Raw genomic sequence first — 14,837 nt, 5'->3', positions numbered from 1 at the left:
ATCACCACCGGACTCCACAACACCACCACCGACGAATAACCTCCCTCCCACCGCACACATGACTGTGGCCTCCACCCTGGACGGGTGGAGGCCACAGTCATGTGTGCGGTGATCCGGTGATCAGCCGGTCACGTCGAGGTGCCCGGGCTGCGGGGTCGGCACCGGGGCGCTGCCGTCCTCACCCGGAGTGGCACCCGGCAGGTCGCCGTCGCCGTCGCCATCGCCGTCACCGTCGCCGGGCTTCGTCGGCTCGGTCGGCTTGGGCTCCGTCGGCTTGGGCTCGGTCGGCTCGCCGTCCTTCTCCGTGCAGGTCGCCGAGGAGAGGTCGATCGTCTGAGTGCTGTTTAGCAGGTCCACCGACAGCGCGGTGACGGTCAGCGCGCCGTCCGCCTTCTCCTGCTTGTTCAGCGTGATGCTGGCGACACCCTTGAGCTGCTCCGGGACGACCGCCTGGTTCTCCGGGATCTGGTCGAGCTTGACCTGCTGGTCACCGATCCGGAGGTTCGCGATCGAGGTGGAGCCCTTCAGGTCTTCGCACTCGGCGACGATCAGCTCGGCCTCGATCACCGGCGCGCCGGGCAGGCCGACGCGGGCCTCGGCGGTGCTGGCCTTCGCGTAGCCCTGCGAGGCCTCCGCGTTGAAGACACCGGCGTGGACGATCGGGTCGGCGGCCGACGGCAGGTCGGCGGCGACGAGCGACTGGTCGCCCGAGCCGACCACGTGCGGCGTCTTCGGAACACTGATCAGGCCGGTCGCCTCGATGGCGTACGCGGAGTCCTCGGGCTGCGCGGAGGCGGCCGGGGCGAAAGCGATACCACCCGCGAGCAGCACCGACAGCGCGGAGGCACTCAGAGCAGCGGTTCTCTTCTTGGACAAGGGTTCACCTTTCAGTTCGAGCGAACGGATGTCGTGCGGGATGTCGTGCGGGCCGGTCTGCCGGTCACGTGATGTTGACGATCGTGCCCAGCGGCAGCTTGACGAGCTCGTTCAGGGCTTCCTCGGTGACCCTGATGCACCCGTCGCTGTTGGCCTGCCCGACGAAGCTGTTGTCCGGCCACGTGTGGATGCCCACCGTGCCGGGGCCACCGCCGAAGGTCTCGTGCGAGTCGGAGTGGCTGCTCAACGGGAGAACGATCGGACTGTAGTCGTTCACGGTCTCCTTGATCGAGGCGATGATGAAGGCGCGGCCCGTCGGAGTGGGATGCTCGGGCTTGCCGATACCGATCGTCCACTCGCCGACCGGTGCACCGTCCTTGACGATCTCCAGGCTGTAGCCGTCGAGATCGACGTTCACGAGGTAGTCGTTTGTGGCCGACTCCACCGCGTCACCTGCCGTATTGATCCAGCCCGAGGCGCCGTTCGGCCGCGACGGCAGCAGGATCTGGGCCCAGTCGCCCTCACGCGCGATGACCGGCACCCACGTCGGCGACGAGATCTGCTTGACCGGCAGCTTGGCGATCGGATCGCCGTCCGCCGCGTCGTGCACCACCAGCTCACGCTTGGGATGGAGGACCTCTCCATCGGTGGCGGCGCTGGGTTCGGGGTCCGCCGGCGCGTCCGCGAGCTTCTCGTACGTGGTCGCCTCCGGGAGCGCGCCACGCTCCTCCTGGCTGACCGCGCTCGGCTGGCCGGCGGGTTCGTCGCCACCGCTGCAGCCCGGCACCAGCAGAGCCAGTGCGGCCGCAGCCGCGACGGCGAGCAACCTCCGCGGGGAGGCGAACCCCCGCTTCTCAGATCTTTCCATTAATCACAGTCCCTGGCCGTAGGTCGCAGTGAGCAAGATCCGTATTAAAGCAGAGAGCCATTTCGTCTCTCACAGCAGTCTCACTTCAGTCGATCATGACGTGACGGCATCCGTCCCGAGGGCGACCCTCGCGGCAACCCGCGGCGACACTGCCCTGACCCCGTTGCGAGACATAAGGAATCGCAGTAGGACGAAAACGACCGGCTGTTGGTAACAGCCACGGCCGTCCGTGCTCAACCGAGGCGACCGCTCGCCACGCGACCGTAAAACCGCGATCAGCGGAAACTACGCAGCGCTATCTCACCCTTGTATTCTCGGTTCACTCTTTCGGGTGGAAAGGTGTAACGGCCGTACCGGGGGTATGGAGCCTCGGAAATCGTCGGCCGCCCGTTGCCGGACCGCCGGAACCGGAGACGGCGCTCGCTGTGTGCGGGCGACCCGCGGCGGCGGTAGAGTCGGCCCGGGCGATCCGAGATCGAACGCCTGTTCTACTCTGTGACCCCGAGCACGATCGACCCCGGCAAGGAGACGACACCGACGATGACCGTGGATTCCGCGACACAGGAACGGGAAGTGCCCACCGCCGACACCACCGCCTCGTCCGACGGGGAGGCGAACGGGACGGCGCCCGCACCTGAGCACGAGACCCCGCAGGCCGAGCCGGCCAAGCCACAGCGAGGCAGGCCCAAGGGCTCCGGCCCCCGCAAAACCCGCTCGGTCGAGCTGACGCTCACCGTCACGGGCACGGCCGACGGCGAGTGGCAGGCGGAACTGAAGCACGGCAGCAAGTGGATCGCCCGTGGCCTCGCCATCCCGGCGGCCGCGGTTTCCCGTGCCGTGAAGGAACTCCACGAGGATCTCTCCGGCCCGATCGACGAGGTGATCGACGCCGCGCGGGAGCAGCAGCAGGCACGCGTCCAGCAGCTGGAGGCCGAGCTCCAGCAGGCCAAGCAGGCCCTCGCCGAACTGGAGAGCTGACCCGTGCCGGGTCCGGGCGGTGCGGCGATCACCCGGACCCTGGCGGGTTCGCCACGCCTCTGGTGACTGGTGTCCAATTGACTGGTGTCCAATCCGGGCGTCCGGGTTCAATGTGGGCATGAGCGAGACGCGCGGCCCGGAGCCGGACCTTCCGCATTCCGGTGAGCCCCACCACGAGGACTACGGTGGCAGGCTCAACTGGCTGCGTGCGGGTGTCCTCGGCGCCAACGACGGCATCGTCTCGGTGGCGGGCCTCGTGGTCGGCGTCGCAGGCGCGACGACCGAGCGCTCGGCGATCATGATCGCCGGCGTGGCCGGGCTGGTGGCCGGCGCGCTGTCGATGGCGGGCGGCGAGTACGTCTCGGTGAGCACGCAGCGCGACACCGAGCGGGCGATGCTCCGGCAGGAGACGCTGGAGCTGCGCACGATGCCCGTGGAGGAGGAACGCGAACTCGCCTCGATCTACGAGGAGAAGGGACTCTCCCCCGATCTCGCCTCGAAGGTGGCGGAGGAGCTGACCGCGAAGGACGCGCTGCGTGCGCACGCCGAGGCCGAGCTGCGCATCGACCCTGGCCACCTCACGAGCCCGTGGCAGGCGGCGTGGGCTTCCATGCTCGCGTTCTCCGTCGGTGCCCTGCTGCCACTGCTGGCGATCACTCTCACGCCTGCGCCGGTGCGGGTGTGGGCCTGCGGTGCTGGAGTGCTCGTCGGGCTTGCGCTCACCGGCTGGTCGAGCGCACGGCTCGGGAACGCGCTGGCGGGCAGGGCGATCGTGCGCAACGTCGGAGTCGGGACGCTGACGATGCTGGTGACGTACCTGATCGGCAACCTGTTCGGCGTCGCGCTCGGCTAGGACGCGCGCTTGCCGCGCAACCGGCTGTAGGCCCAGAACGAGCCGGCCGCGGCCAGCAGCGCACCGAAGCCGAGCAGCAGCCAGCCGGTCTCCGCGGTGTCCTGACCCTGCGCGCTCACGGCCGTCTCCACGGACCCGGCCGTGCCAGCGGTGCCATTGTCGGTGAGCGTGATCGCTCCACCGGCCATCAGCAGGACTCCCGACGCCACCGCAAGCAACACGTAGAGCCGCTCCCTCATCGCACCCCCCGGGCAGGACTTCGCCGACCCGGACGATGATGCCAGCTCAGCTCGGCGCACGCCGCCCATCAGCCGGGGAATCATCCGGCGAGGCCGGCGTGCGTTCGGGCCGAACAGCCTCGGTAGCCGTGTCCATTTCGTACATCCCTTGTGGCCTGAGCATGGTGAAAACTTCTGACACGGTACTCCGATTAGTGGTCGCTAACTGCCCCAGGGAGTGGTGGCAATCGCCACGTCCGGGGCGCGTCGTTCCCGGACAACCGTTAGGGTCGGCCGAGGTGTGCCGGGAAGTCTGGTCGGCGATGCCACCGACCGACCCCGGGAGCCGTCCGTGAGCACACCGCGCCGTTCGAACCAGGCCGTCACCGAGTTCGCCCGCTTCATCCGCACGGAGACCACCGGCGGGATGATCCTGCTCGCGGCGACCGCCATCGCGCTGGTGCTGGCCAACTCGCCGCTGGACGACATCTACCGTTCCGTCCGCGACTTCGAGCTGGGACCGCACCTGCTGCACCTGAACCTGTCCATCGGGGACTGGGCGAAGGACGGCCTGCTCGCGCTGTTCTTCTTCGTCGTGGGCCTCGAGCTCAAGCGCGAGCTCGTGGTGGGCGAGCTGTCCAACGTGAAGGCCGCCGCGCTGCCGATCGTCGCCGCCATCGGCGGCATGGTGCTACCGGCGTTGATCGCCCTCGGCGTCGGCTGGGGCGAGCCCGGTATCGACAAGGCGTGGGCCATTCCCGTGGCGACCGACATCGCCTTCGCCCTCGGCGTGCTCGCACTGACCGGGTCCCGCCTGCCCACGGCGGCGAGGGTCTTCCTGCTCTCGCTCGCGGTGGTCGACGACCTCGGCGCGATCATCGTGATCGCGGTGCTGTTCACTGCGGGCTTCGACCTCGTCGCCGCCGCGGTCGCCGTACTGGCACTCGCCCTTTACGCCTACCTCCAGCACAAGCGGGTGCGGGCCTGGTGGCTGTACGTGCCGCTGGCCGTCGTCGTCTGGGTCGCCGTGCACTCCTCCGGCATCCACGCCACGGTCGCCGGTGTCGCGCTCGGCCTGCTCACGCGCGTGCGGCAGGACCCGGGCGAGCGCGAGGCCCCTGCCGTCCGCCTCGAACACCGCCTGCAGCCGTGGTCGGCCGCGGTGGCCGTGCCGGTGTTCGCGCTCTTCGCGGCGGGCATCGCGATCAGCGCCGACTCGCTCGGCGAGGTGTTCACCAGCCCGATCCCGCTCGCGGTGATCTTCGGCCTGCTCGCCGGCAAGGTGATCGGCATCCTCGGTGCCAGTGCCCTCGCCGTCCGGCTCGGCATCGCCCGGCGGCCGGCCAGTATGGGCTGGCTCGACATCGGAGCCCTTTCGATGCTCGGTGCGGTCGGTTTCACCGTCAGCCTGCTCATCGCCGACCTGTCACTGGAAGGGGAACTCGCCGAGCTCGCGAAGACCGCCGTACTGCTGGCGTCGGCGGTCGCGTCGCTGGCGGCCGCCCTGCTCCTGCTGCGCCGCAGCAAGGTGCACGCCGCCTCCTCGGAGTGACCCGGGCGGCTCCGCGCTGTTTACGCGCGCCCACCGCGCCGTCTCCCCGGGCACATGGCACGATGAGGCGCGTGAGCAGCCCCAAGCACGAACTCAAGGACACCGACGGCGTGGGGGCCGTGCCCTACATCCCGCTGTCCGAGGACAACGGCTCCGGCGGAACGAACGGGCAGTCGATCGGCGCGCTGGTCAAGGACGCGACGCAGCACATGTCGACGCTGTTCCGGGCCGAGGTGGAGCTCGTCAAGTCGGAGACCGTCGGCGAGGCCAAGAAGGCGGCCAAGGGCAGCGTCTTCTTCGCCGTAGCCGCGGTCGTAGCCCTCTACAGCTCGTTCTTCTTTTTCTTCTTCCTCGGCGAGCTGCTTTCGGAGTGGCTGCAGCGCTGGGCGGCGTTCCTCATCGTCTTCGGCCTGATGCTGGTACTGGCGGCCGCCTTCGGCCTCCTCGGCTTCCGGAAGTGGAAGAAGGTCCGGGCACCACAGCGGTCGATCGACAGCATCAGGGAGACGGCCGCCGCGTTCAGGCCACGCCGGACGTCCGACAGCGACACGGCCGGCACCGATGGTGCCGACGGCGCGCGGCCGGCGCCGGGCACGCCCTCGCCGACGCAACGCTGACGTTCTTGGCGCGAGCCGCCGTGTCCCGGCCCGATCCCTCGACCGTCCGGATCGACGGGCCGTGGACACACCGCGACGTGTCCGCCAACGGGATCCGGCTGCACGTCGCCGAGGCCGGGTCCGGCCCGATGGTGCTGCTGCTGCACGGCTTCGCGGAGTTCTGGTGGACCTGGCGGCACCAGCTGCGCGCGCTGGCCGACGCGGGCTTCCGGGTGGTGGCGGCCGATCTGCGCGGCTACGGCGACTCCGACAAGCCGCCCCGCGGCTACGACGCGTGGACCCTCGCCGGTGACGTCGCCGGACTCGTCCGCGCGCTCGGGGAGCGGCAGGCCCACCTCGTCGGCCATGCCTGGGGCGGGATGCTCGCCTGGTCGGTCGCCGCGCTGCACCCCCGGGTGGTCGGTTCCGTCAGCGTGCTCGGCGGCGCACACCCACTCGCGCTGCGTTCGGCGGTCACCCGCACCGCGCTTCGCGGCCGGAGGTCCAACCAGGCCCGTGCGCTGGCCCACCTGTTCCGCTTCCAGGTACCGCTCGCGCCCGAGCGTGGTCTGGTCCGGGACGACGCGGCCGCGGTCGAGCGGCTGTTGCGCGGCTGGTCGGGCGAGGCGTGGCGGCGGAGCACCGACTGCACCGAGACCACGCGGGTGTTCCGCCGCGCGATGCTCGTGCCCGGGGTGGCGCACAGCGCCCTCGAGTACTACCGGTGGGCGTTCCGAGCGCAGTTCCGCGGTGAGGGCAGGCGGTTCACCGAGGCCGTCGACGCGCGGCCCAGGGTGCCGGTGCTGCAGCTGCACGGTGCCGCCGACCCCTGCGTGCTCCTTTCGACCGCGCGTGACTCGGCGCCGTGGGTGGGTCCGCGTTCCCGGTTCGAGACGCTGCCGGGCACGGGCCACCTCCCGCACCTCGAGGAGCCGGTCGAGACCAGCAGGGCCCTGGTGACCTTCCTCCGCCTCGTGAGTGGCCACCCGAGCTAGAACTCGCGTGCGCACTCACGAGGTGCAGGCGCCGGTGCCGACCTGCGCGCCGTATCCCGGCGCCGCGTTCACCTCCGGCCGCACCTCGTCGGCGGTGAGCACGAACCCGGTGTCCGGGTCCTCGACGGACGCACCGAAGACCACGCCGACCACCCGGCCCTGCGGGTCGACCATCGGCCCTCCGGAGTTGCCGCTGCGCACCTGCCCGCGCACGGTGAACACGTCCCGCTGCACGGTGGTCGCGTCGTAGATGTCCGGACCACGCAGGTTGATCCGCTCCCGCACTCGCGCGGGCGTCGCGGTGTACGGCCCGTCCAGCGGGTAGCCGAGCACGATCGCGTCGTCACCGGCCTGCGCCGACTCCTGGGCCAGCCGCATCGTCGGCGCCTGCAGGCCGGGCACCGCGAGGATCGCGACGTCGGTCTCCGGGTCGTAGTGGACGACCCGCGCCTGCTCCAGCCCACCCGGTGTCTCCACCGCCACCTCGTCGGTCCCGGCCACGACGTGTGCGTTGGTCATCACGCGTTGTGGTGCGATGACGAATCCGCTGCCCTCCAGCGAGCGCGAGCACGACGGCGCGATGCCGCGGATCTTGAGCACGCTGTCGTTCAGCGTCCGCACGACCTGGCTGTTCTGCAACGCCGGGTCCGGCGGCCCGATCTCGTTGATCGGGGCCTTCTGGAACGGATCCACGATGGACGGAAAGCCTGATTCGTCGAGCAGCTTGCGCAGTTCGTCGGGCAGTCCCTCGGCCGCCTCCGGCATCATCGAGTTGACGCCACCCAGTACGGTCGAGTCGTTGATCGCCCTGGCCAGTCCCGGCAGCGCCGCCACGCTCGTCAGCGGCAGCGCGATGAGCCACGCGACGACGAAGACCACGGCGCCCTGCACGACCGCGCCCAGCGTGTTGTCCACCCCGGACAGCTTGGGTGAGGAGATCCTGCCCTTGATCTTGTTCCCGATCCACACCCCGAGGGTCTCGCCGAGCGCAACGAGAAAGACCACCGTGGCCACCGCGAACGCCACCCGCGCGGCGGGATGCTGGAAGAAGTCGACGACGGACGGGGCGAGCTGGATGCCGAGGATCGCGCCGCCGATCACACCGAGGAACGCGGGCAGTGCGATGACCACACCCTGCCGGGCACCGGATACGGCCGCGAGCACAGCCAGCAGCACCACCAGCACGTCGACCCAGTTCAACTTCTCTCCCTAGCTCGCGCTGCGCCCACTCCGCCGGCGGGTCCGGGCTTCATGTTCGGCCAACGCTACGTCAAGATCACGTACATCCGTGTGATCCCATTCCCGCTCCCAGCCGGCGAGGTTGAGCAGCACCGAGAGCAGGCCCGCCGTGAACCCCCACACAAAGAGGCCCTCGACCTCGAACGCGGGGCCCTTCCATCCCCCACCGGGCCGGCGCACCTGGAACCGGTTGGCCGGATCGGCGAGGGCGTCGACCGGCACGCGGGCGACGGCGGCCGTCTCCGCCGGGTCCACCGGGCCGACCGGCGACGGCTCCTGCCAGTGAGCGAGCACGGGCGTGACCGCGAATCCGGACACCGGCACGTACAGCTCGGGCAGTACCGCGACCGGGCGCACCCCGGATCGATCGACCCCGGTCTCCTCCTCGGCCTCCCGCAGCGCGGTGTCCACCGGGCCGTCGTCCCCGGCCTCCGCGCCCCCGCCGGGGAAGGCGACCTGGCCCGCGTGCGAGCCGAGGGTTTCCGCACGCCGCAGCAGCAGAACGTCCGGCCGGTGCTCCGCGTGCTCCCCGAAGAGGACGAGCACCGAGGCGGCGCGGGTCGGCGTGCCGGACGGAGGGGCGAACCGGGTGAACGTCCTCGCGTCCAGCTCACCGCTGATCTCGACGAGCGCGCGCAGCCACTCGGGCGAGTCGCCCGGATGCACGAGCGGTCCGGTCACGGCACGGCTCCCCGGCTCGCGACGGCCTGCCGGACCTGCTCGACCGAGGAGAACAGCCGTGGGCTGTCCACGAACCGGACGGCGCCCTCCGCGGTGACCAGGTAGGACGCGGGCAGCGCCCGGGGCACCTTCAGCGCCGAGCGCACCGGGCCGCTCTCGCCATCACCGTCGTGCACCGTCGGCAGGCGCACGCCGAGCTCGGCCAGCAGCGCGAGGCCGTCGCCGGCGTCGCTGGCGACCTGAACCGTGAGCACGCGCACCGCATCGGGCCCGGCGGCGTACTCCGCGAGCACGGGCAGCTCCTCGCGGCACGGCTGGCACCAGGTCGCCCACACGTTGATCAACGTCGGCTCACCGGCGAGGGCGGCACCGAGGTCGACCGTGGAGCCGTCGCCGAGGCAGCGCGCCGTGACCCCGGCGAGCTCGGCCACGGTCCCGGAGCCGCCTGCCGGACACGGTTCGAGTGCGGCCTCGGCACGTGCCGGGCCGAGGTCCTCGCCCTGACCGGCCGGGGGCTCGTCGCCGCGCGGCAGAAAGGCCACCAGCGCCGCCAGTACGAGCGCCCCGACCGCGAGCGCCCACTTCACCGGAGCGGTCAAGGCGCCGCTGCCTCGGCCATTGACAGCAGGTGTTCCCGCTCCGGGCCCTTCACGAGCTTGGCGGCCACGGCGAACTCGGTCGGGCCGGCCCCGTAGGCGGGGCAGTCGCGAGCGAGCGGGCAGGCGCCGCAGGCGGGTTTGCGGGCGTGGCAGATCCGCCTGCCGTGGAAGATCACGCGGTGCGAGAGCATCGTCCAGTCCTTGCGCGGGATCAGTTCGCCGATCTCGTGCTCGACCTTGACGGGATCCTCCTCCGTCGTCCAGCCCCAGCGGCGGACCAGCCTGCCGAAGTGGGTGTCCACGGTGATCCCCGGCACGCCGAAGGCCTCACCGAGCACCACGTTGGCCGTCTTGCGGCCCACGCCTGGCAGCTTGACCAGCTGAGCCTGCTTACCGGGAACCTCGCCACCGTGCCGCTCGACGAGCGCCCCGCCGAGTCCGATCAGCGAGGTGGCCTTGTTCCGGTAGAAGCCGGTCGGCCGGATCATCTCCTCCAGCTCGACCCGGTCGGCACCGGCGTAGTCGGCGGCGGTGGGATAGCGGGCGAACAGCGCCGGGGTGACCTCGTTGACCCGCTGGTCGGTGCACTGAGCGGACAGGATGACGGCCACCAGCAGTTCGAGTGGATTGGTGAAGTCCAGCTCGCAATGGGCGTTTGGATAAGCCTCGTCGAGGCAACGCTTCATCCGGCGAGCGCGTCTCACCAACGACAACCGGCTCTCTTCAGCGAACGAGCGCCCCTTCCGGGGGGCATTACCGACGGCTGACGACACCTCGCTAGCCTACGTGCGCCCTCCGACCGTGAGGGCAGGTGCTTCGCTAAGGTCGGGCCACCACATCGTGGCGCGGAGATCAAGCCGCCAGGAACAAGGAGCTGGAATCCATGCGGTCGGTTCCGAACGCACCGGCGTCCGGTCCGGCCGCCGCATCGTCATCGAGGCGGAAATGACAGTCTGGTTCGTTATCGCGGTCCCGCTCGTGGTCATGCTCTTCGCTCTGTTCATGGAACGGGTCGAGAGCCGTCTGCGCAACGTCGCCGTGCGCGGGGAAGAGGTCGAGGAGTTCCTCGAGCAGGCGCGACCCAACGAGGTCAGAGCGCTATACGGGCACGGCATCGGCCGCGCGCTCGAGCTGTTCCGGCTGCGCAGGCTCGGGGGCAGGGCGACCAAGCTGCGGCCACGCCGGGTGCGCGGCTAGTCACGCATCCGGCGCCGCCTGCCCGCTACGCACGTCCGGCGGCGCGCCGCGAATCGCACAGGTTAGGCTGTTCGGTCGGACGAGATCACTCCTGGTGACGCTCTAACGGGCAGTATCAGGGCGAACGCGGACAGGAGCCGGCGAATGTCACCCACGCGGGGCACATCGGCACTACTGCGGCGAGCCACGGAGCGATCTTTGGGGCACGCCCTACACTGCACGTAGTGATCGGCGACACGTTCCTCTGCCCGAGGACCGCGGTCGCTTCTCGAAGGAGGCACGAGGTGGACGAGACCCTGGCCCGCGCGGGCATTTTCCAGGGTGTGGAACCGGCAGCGGCTGAGGCGCTCGCGCAGACCTTGGAGACTGTGGAGTTTCCACGGGGCCACGTGATCTTCAACGAGGGCGAGCCGGGTGACAAGCTCTACATCATCAAGGCGGGCAAGGTGAAGATCGGGCGCAAGTCCGCGGACGGCCGGGAGAACCTGTTCCAGATCATGGGCCCCTCGGACATGTTCGGCGAGCTCTCGATCTTCGACCCGGGACCGCGCACGTCCACGGCGACGACGGTGACCGAGGTCAGCGCCGTGACGATGGACCGCCCGGCGCTGCGGCAGTGGATCTCCACCCGGCCGGAGATCGCCGAGCAGTTGCTGCGCGTGGTGGCTCGCCGCCTGCGCCGCACGAACAACATGGTCGCCGAGCTGATCTTCACCGACGTTCCGGGACGCGTGGCGAGGGCCCTGCTGCAGCTTGCCCAGCGCTTCGGCAGCCAGGAGGCCGGGCTGCTGCGGGTCACCCACGACCTGACGCAGGAGGAGATCGCGCAGTACGTCGGCGCCTCGCGGGAGACGGTGAACAAGGCGCTCGCCGACTTCGCACACCGCGGCTGGCTGCGGCTCGAAGGCAAGAGCGTGCTGATCCTGGACCCGGAGCGGCTCGCCCGCCGGGCCCGCTGATCCGGTCGCTGCCGCGGCAGTGACTCTCAGGACGACTCTCAGGACCCTCAAGACATGACAAGGGGCCGGGCGCCACCCCCGACGTGGCGCACCGGCCCCTTGCCGTTGCGCGGACCATCCCCCGACAGTCCGCGCTCCCCGCCCTCCGGATTAGGCCCCGACCCGATTCCCGGAGGGAGTCTGTTACTTCAACCATCCCACGGCCCCTACCCCCAAACTCAAGGCCGTTCACCCTTCAAGACGCCTAACGATCCAGATTGTTGCCCGATTCCCGCACTCCGTTACAGAACCGAGATAGAAGTACCCAGTTGGGCGCATTCCACACCTCGTCCGTGGGCATAGCAGTCACCGAAAATAACTGGTACTCACGTACCACACTCAGGCATACTGGTACGCGTGTCCCAGTCTGAGTCCGAGTTCCACGGCCGCGCGAGCCTGGCCGGCTACCGTGCCGCGCTGAACACGCCCGGGTCGCGCCGCCCGGTCGTGGCCTCGCTGCTCGCCCGGCTGCCCATCGCGATGATCGGGATGTCGGTGCTGCTCTTCGTGCAGCGCGAGACCGGCTCGTTCGCGACCGCGGGCGTGGTGTCGGCCAGCACGCTCGCCGGGGTGTCCTTCGGCTCCGTGCTCCAGGGCAGGCTGATCGACCGCTTCGGCCCCACCCGGCCACTGCTGACGGTGTCGGCGATCTTCGCCGCACTGATCGCGGCACTCGTGACCGCCATCGAGATGCACGCGCCGACGGCGCTGCTCGTGCCGCTCGCGGCCGGCATCGGCCTGAGCGAGCCGATGACCGGCTCGGCGTCGCGCGCGCTGTGGAGCAGGCTGCTGCCGCCCGGCCCCGCCCGCAACGCCGCGTTCTCCTACGAGGCGATCAGCATGGAGACGTTCTTCATCCTGGGGCCGGGTCTCGCCGGGTTGCTGATCACGACCCCGTGGCCGGGCACCGGGGTGGTTCTCGGGGCGGCGTGCATGGTCACCGGGTCGGCGCTGTTCGCGCTGAGCCCTGCCGTCCGTGCCTGGGGTCCCGCCCCGGCGGCACACAGGCGCCTGCTCGGCGCTCTCGCCAACCCGGGGATGCGGACGCTGGCACTGGCCGCACTCGGGTTCGGCATGGTGATCGGCTTCGTGGAGGTGGCCGTGCCCGCGGCGGCGGCCGAGGCGGGCCACCTCGCGGTCGGTGGCCTGCTGCTGTCGCTGTGGTCGGTCAGCTCGGTGGGCTTCGGCGTGGCCTACAGCCTGCGCCCGTGGCCCCGCCCGATGGGCCTGCGGCTGCCCGCCCTGCTCGTCGCGTTCGGCGGCCTGGTGGCCCTGCTCGCGCTGCCGTCGACGCTGTGGGTACTCGGCGCGGCCATGCTCGCCGCCGGAGCGCTCATCACGCCGCAGTCGGCCACCCACTCGGCCGCGATCGAGATCGTCGCCCCGAAGGGCACCGCCGCCGAGGCGTTCGGGTGGGTGCTCACGGCGATCACCTTCGGTCTCGCCTGCGGCCAGTCGGTGAGCGGCTACCTGGTCGAGCACAGCGGGCCTGCGACGGCGTTCCTGGTCGCCGGTGCGTGCGCGACCGTGCTCGCGGCCGCCGTGTGGCTACTCCGCGGCACCATCCGGCCCGCGCCCGACGCCACCGGGACCGGCGCGAGGGTGACCGCGGCCGGGCAGCGCTAGCCCCGTGACCGCAGGTACTCCAGCTGGGCAACGACGCTCGCCTCGGCAGGCGCCCACAGTGACCGGTCGACATCGGCGTAGACCAGCTCGACCACCTGCCGCGGGGTCGCGTCCGGCCCGAGCCGCCGCAGCGCGGCGCGAACCTGCTCCAGCCGCTGCTCCCTGTGCTCGGAGTACTGCCGCGCGGTCTCGGCCAGATCGGTGAGCTCCGGCCCGTGCCCCGGCAGGCCGAGCGAACCCGCCGGCAGCTGCCGCAACGTCCGCAGCGAGCCGAGGTAGTCGCCGAGGTCGTCGAGGACCGTGGTGCCACGGCCGAGCACCGTGTCCCCGGTGAGCACGTGCGTGCGGCCGCCGTGGTCGAACCACAGGCTCACCGAGTCATCCGTGTGCCCGGCAGTGTGCAGCACTCGGAGGTCCAGCCCGGCAGCGGAGATCACGTCGTCGTGGCCCAGCGCCGCACCGCCGAGGCACAGCCCGGGATCGAAGGCGCGCACCGGCGCACCGGTGCGCTCGGCCAGCCACGGCGCGCCCTCGGCGTGATCCGGATGGCGGTGGGTGAGCAGGACCAGCTCCACCTCGCCCACCCCGGTGAGCCGCCCGAGATGGTCCAGGTCCCGGTACCCCGGATCGACCACGATCCGGCCGCGCGCGCCGGGCGCTCCGAGCACCCATGTGTTGGTGCCCTCCAGCGTCATCACCGAGGGGTTGTGCTCCAGCAGGACGGACGCGGCCGCGGAGACCTCGCGCAGCTCGCCGTAAGCGGGATGGGTCACAGGTCCACCTCCACCCGAACCCGCTCACCGTCCACCACGAGCCGCGGTGTGACCTTCGGCACCTGGCGCCGCGTGGCCAGTACCTCGGCGACCGAGGCGCAGCGGTCGAGTTCGGTCAGCGAGTACCACGTCGGCGGCATCAGCATGCTGTGCCCGGCCGCGGCGTCCTCGATCGCGTCCGCGGGGCGCCGCCAGCCGGACGACTCGGCCTCGGTCGTCGCGCCGTCGGCGCGCTGGCCCGCAGGCAGCGCCGCGGCGAAGAAACGGGCGTCGTAGCGGCGCGGCTCCTGCTCGGGTGTCACCCAGTTCGCCCACGGTCGCAGCAGATCGGCGCGCAGCGTCAGGCCGGCCTCGGCGAGGAAGCCGGCGAGGGACAGCTCCCTGGACACCAGCGCCGCGCGGGCCCCGGCGTAGGGCGTGGTGTCGGTGACCACGCCCGCCCGGGTCCCGGCCAGCAGCACCCCGGACTCCTCGAAGGTCTCGCGCACGGCCGCGCACACGAGCGCCCGGGCCAGCGACTCGGAACAGGAGAACCACTCCGCCCACCGCGCCGCGGGCGGGCCCACCCAGCTCAGCGACGCATCGGCGTCGCGCTCGTCGACACCGCCACCGGGGAAGACGGTCATGCCCCCGGCGAAGGCCATCCCCGCGACCCGGCGCTGGAGGAACACCTCCACCCCCTCGGCGGCATCCCGCAACAGCAGGACGGTCGCCGCGTCCTTCGGGGTGGCCGGCCGCTCGGGTGGCGCGGTGGGCATCGACAACAGGGACGTCTTCGGCACGTGAAA

Annotated in this window: 17 protein-coding genes; 8 read left to right on the top strand and 9 right to left on the bottom strand. The window is 71.0% G+C overall.

Features of this window, described 5'->3' with window-relative positions; all coding sequences use genetic code 11:
- Positions 1-120: 120 nt before the first annotated feature.
- Positions 121-876, bottom strand: a complete 756-nt coding sequence (locus tag JAP66_RS03195; RefSeq protein WP_199429983.1) for a choice-of-anchor P family protein — start codon at positions 874-876, stop codon at positions 121-123.
- Between the two features lie 64 nt (positions 877-940).
- Positions 941-1,744, bottom strand: coding sequence for a L,D-transpeptidase family protein (ldt-CoaP, locus tag JAP66_RS03190; RefSeq protein ID WP_199429982.1), 804 nt, complete (start codon positions 1,742-1,744; stop codon positions 941-943).
- Positions 1,745-2,284: 540 nt separating this feature from the next.
- Here ldt-CoaP and JAP66_RS03185 point away from each other — a divergent pair.
- Both JAP66_RS03185 and JAP66_RS03180 read left to right on the top strand, forming a co-directional pair.
- Entirely contained in the window at positions 2,285-2,722 is a 438-nt protein-coding gene (locus tag JAP66_RS03185) for a DUF6319 family protein (protein ID WP_199430055.1), read from the top strand.
- Between the two features lie 118 nt (positions 2,723-2,840).
- The gene (locus JAP66_RS03180) at positions 2,841-3,575 is read left to right on the top strand and encodes a VIT1/CCC1 transporter family protein (protein ID WP_199429981.1); all 735 of its coding nucleotides are present in this window, start codon (positions 2,841-2,843) and stop codon (positions 3,573-3,575) included.
- On the opposite strand, the gene JAP66_RS03175 is transcribed toward JAP66_RS03180, so the two are convergent.
- Positions 3,572-3,814, bottom strand: a complete 243-nt coding sequence (locus JAP66_RS03175) for a hypothetical protein (RefSeq protein WP_199429980.1) — start codon at positions 3,812-3,814, stop codon at positions 3,572-3,574. The two genes, JAP66_RS03180 and JAP66_RS03175, sit on opposite strands and share 4 nt — an antisense overlap.
- 331 nt (positions 3,815-4,145) lie before the next feature.
- On the opposite strand from JAP66_RS03175, the gene nhaA reads away from it, so the two are divergent.
- The 3 genes from nhaA to JAP66_RS03160 all read left to right on the top strand — a co-directional run bounded on the left by nhaA (position 4,146) and on the right by JAP66_RS03160 (position 6,936).
- Positions 4,146-5,345: a Na+/H+ antiporter NhaA gene (gene nhaA / locus JAP66_RS03170; protein ID WP_199429979.1), complete on the top strand. Its 1,200-nt coding sequence runs from the start codon at positions 4,146-4,148 to the stop codon at positions 5,343-5,345.
- Positions 5,346-5,407: 62 nt separating this feature from the next.
- The gene (locus JAP66_RS03165) at positions 5,408-5,962 is read left to right on the top strand and encodes a phage holin family protein (RefSeq protein ID WP_199429978.1); all 555 of its coding nucleotides are present in this window, start codon (positions 5,408-5,410) and stop codon (positions 5,960-5,962) included.
- 20 nt (positions 5,963-5,982) lie between these two features.
- Positions 5,983-6,936 (top strand): alpha/beta fold hydrolase, encoded by a 954-nt coding sequence (locus tag JAP66_RS03160; RefSeq protein WP_199430054.1) that lies wholly within the window; start codon positions 5,983-5,985, stop codon positions 6,934-6,936.
- Between the two features lie 15 nt (positions 6,937-6,951).
- On the opposite strand, the gene JAP66_RS03155 is transcribed toward JAP66_RS03160, so the two are convergent.
- The 4 genes from JAP66_RS03155 to nth are packed head-to-tail and all read right to left on the bottom strand — an operon-like array spanning position 6,952 to position 10,228.
- Complete coding sequence (locus JAP66_RS03155) at positions 6,952-8,136, bottom strand: MarP family serine protease (RefSeq protein WP_199429977.1); 1,185 nt, start codon at positions 8,134-8,136, stop codon at positions 6,952-6,954.
- 9 nt (positions 8,137-8,145) lie between these two features.
- Entirely contained in the window at positions 8,146-8,856 is a 711-nt protein-coding gene (locus JAP66_RS03150; protein ID WP_199429976.1) for an NUDIX hydrolase, read from the bottom strand.
- Positions 8,853-9,455 (bottom strand): TlpA family protein disulfide reductase, encoded by a 603-nt coding sequence (locus tag JAP66_RS03145; RefSeq protein WP_199429975.1) that lies wholly within the window; start codon positions 9,453-9,455, stop codon positions 8,853-8,855. The genes JAP66_RS03150 and JAP66_RS03145 overlap by 4 nt, the downstream gene beginning before the upstream one ends.
- Entirely contained in the window at positions 9,452-10,228 is a 777-nt protein-coding gene (nth, locus tag JAP66_RS03140; protein WP_372448933.1) for an endonuclease III, read from the bottom strand. The genes JAP66_RS03145 and nth overlap by 4 nt, the downstream gene beginning before the upstream one ends.
- A gap of 172 nt (positions 10,229-10,400) precedes the next feature.
- On the opposite strand from nth, the gene JAP66_RS03135 reads away from it, so the two are divergent.
- The 3 genes from JAP66_RS03135 to JAP66_RS03125 all read left to right on the top strand — a co-directional run bounded on the left by JAP66_RS03135 (position 10,401) and on the right by JAP66_RS03125 (position 13,276).
- A complete protein-coding gene (locus tag JAP66_RS03135) occupies positions 10,401-10,652 on the top strand; it encodes a hypothetical protein (protein ID WP_199429973.1) in 252 nt (83 codons plus the stop codon).
- Positions 10,653-10,936: 284 nt separating this feature from the next.
- Positions 10,937-11,611 carry a Crp/Fnr family transcriptional regulator gene (locus JAP66_RS03130; RefSeq protein WP_199429972.1) on the top strand — a complete coding sequence of 225 codons (675 nt, stop codon included), beginning with the start codon at positions 10,937-10,939 and terminating at the stop codon, positions 11,609-11,611.
- 396 nt (positions 11,612-12,007) lie between these two features.
- Entirely contained in the window at positions 12,008-13,276 is a 1,269-nt protein-coding gene (locus tag JAP66_RS03125) for an MFS transporter (protein WP_199429971.1), read from the top strand.
- Here JAP66_RS03125 and JAP66_RS03120 read toward each other — a convergent pair.
- Both JAP66_RS03120 and JAP66_RS03115 read right to left on the bottom strand, forming a co-directional pair.
- Positions 13,273-14,049: an MBL fold metallo-hydrolase gene (locus JAP66_RS03120; protein ID WP_199429970.1), complete on the bottom strand. Its 777-nt coding sequence runs from the start codon at positions 14,047-14,049 to the stop codon at positions 13,273-13,275. The genes JAP66_RS03125 and JAP66_RS03120 overlap by 4 nt on opposite strands.
- On the bottom strand, positions 14,046-14,807 hold the full coding sequence (locus JAP66_RS03115) for an NUDIX hydrolase (protein ID WP_235998736.1): 762 nt from the start codon (positions 14,805-14,807) through the stop codon (positions 14,046-14,048). The genes JAP66_RS03120 and JAP66_RS03115 overlap by 4 nt, the downstream gene beginning before the upstream one ends.
- Between the last annotated feature and the right edge of the window lie 30 nt (positions 14,808-14,837).

Origin of the sequence: Qaidamihabitans albus (assembly GCF_016464705.1) — a bacterium.
Classification (GTDB): Bacteria; Actinomycetota; Actinomycetes; order Mycobacteriales; family Pseudonocardiaceae; genus Qaidamihabitans; species Qaidamihabitans albus.
This window is presented reverse-complemented; position numbering and strand designations above follow the sequence as displayed.

What these genes read in the sequence shown, in the direction of transcription:
- ldt-CoaP (WP_199429982.1), bottom strand. Translation starts at nt 1,744, where the DNA reads ATGGAAAGATCTGAGAAGCGGGGGTTCGCCTCCCCGCGGAGGTTGCTC.
- JAP66_RS03185 (WP_199430055.1), top strand. Translation starts at nt 2,285, where the DNA reads ATGACCGTGGATTCCGCGACACAGGAACGGGAAGTGCCCACCGCCGAC.
- JAP66_RS03180 (WP_199429981.1), top strand. Translation starts at nt 2,841, where the DNA reads ATGAGCGAGACGCGCGGCCCGGAGCCGGACCTTCCGCATTCCGGTGAG.
- JAP66_RS03175 (WP_199429980.1), bottom strand. Translation starts at nt 3,814, where the DNA reads ATGAGGGAGCGGCTCTACGTGTTGCTTGCGGTGGCGTCGGGAGTCCTG.
- JAP66_RS03165 (WP_199429978.1), top strand. Translation starts at nt 5,408, where the DNA reads ATGAGGCGCGTGAGCAGCCCCAAGCACGAACTCAAGGACACCGACGGC.
- JAP66_RS03135 (WP_199429973.1), top strand. Translation starts at nt 10,401, where the DNA reads ATGACAGTCTGGTTCGTTATCGCGGTCCCGCTCGTGGTCATGCTCTTC.
- JAP66_RS03115 (WP_235998736.1), bottom strand. Translation starts at nt 14,807, where the DNA reads ATGCCCACCGCGCCACCCGAGCGGCCGGCCACCCCGAAGGACGCGGCG.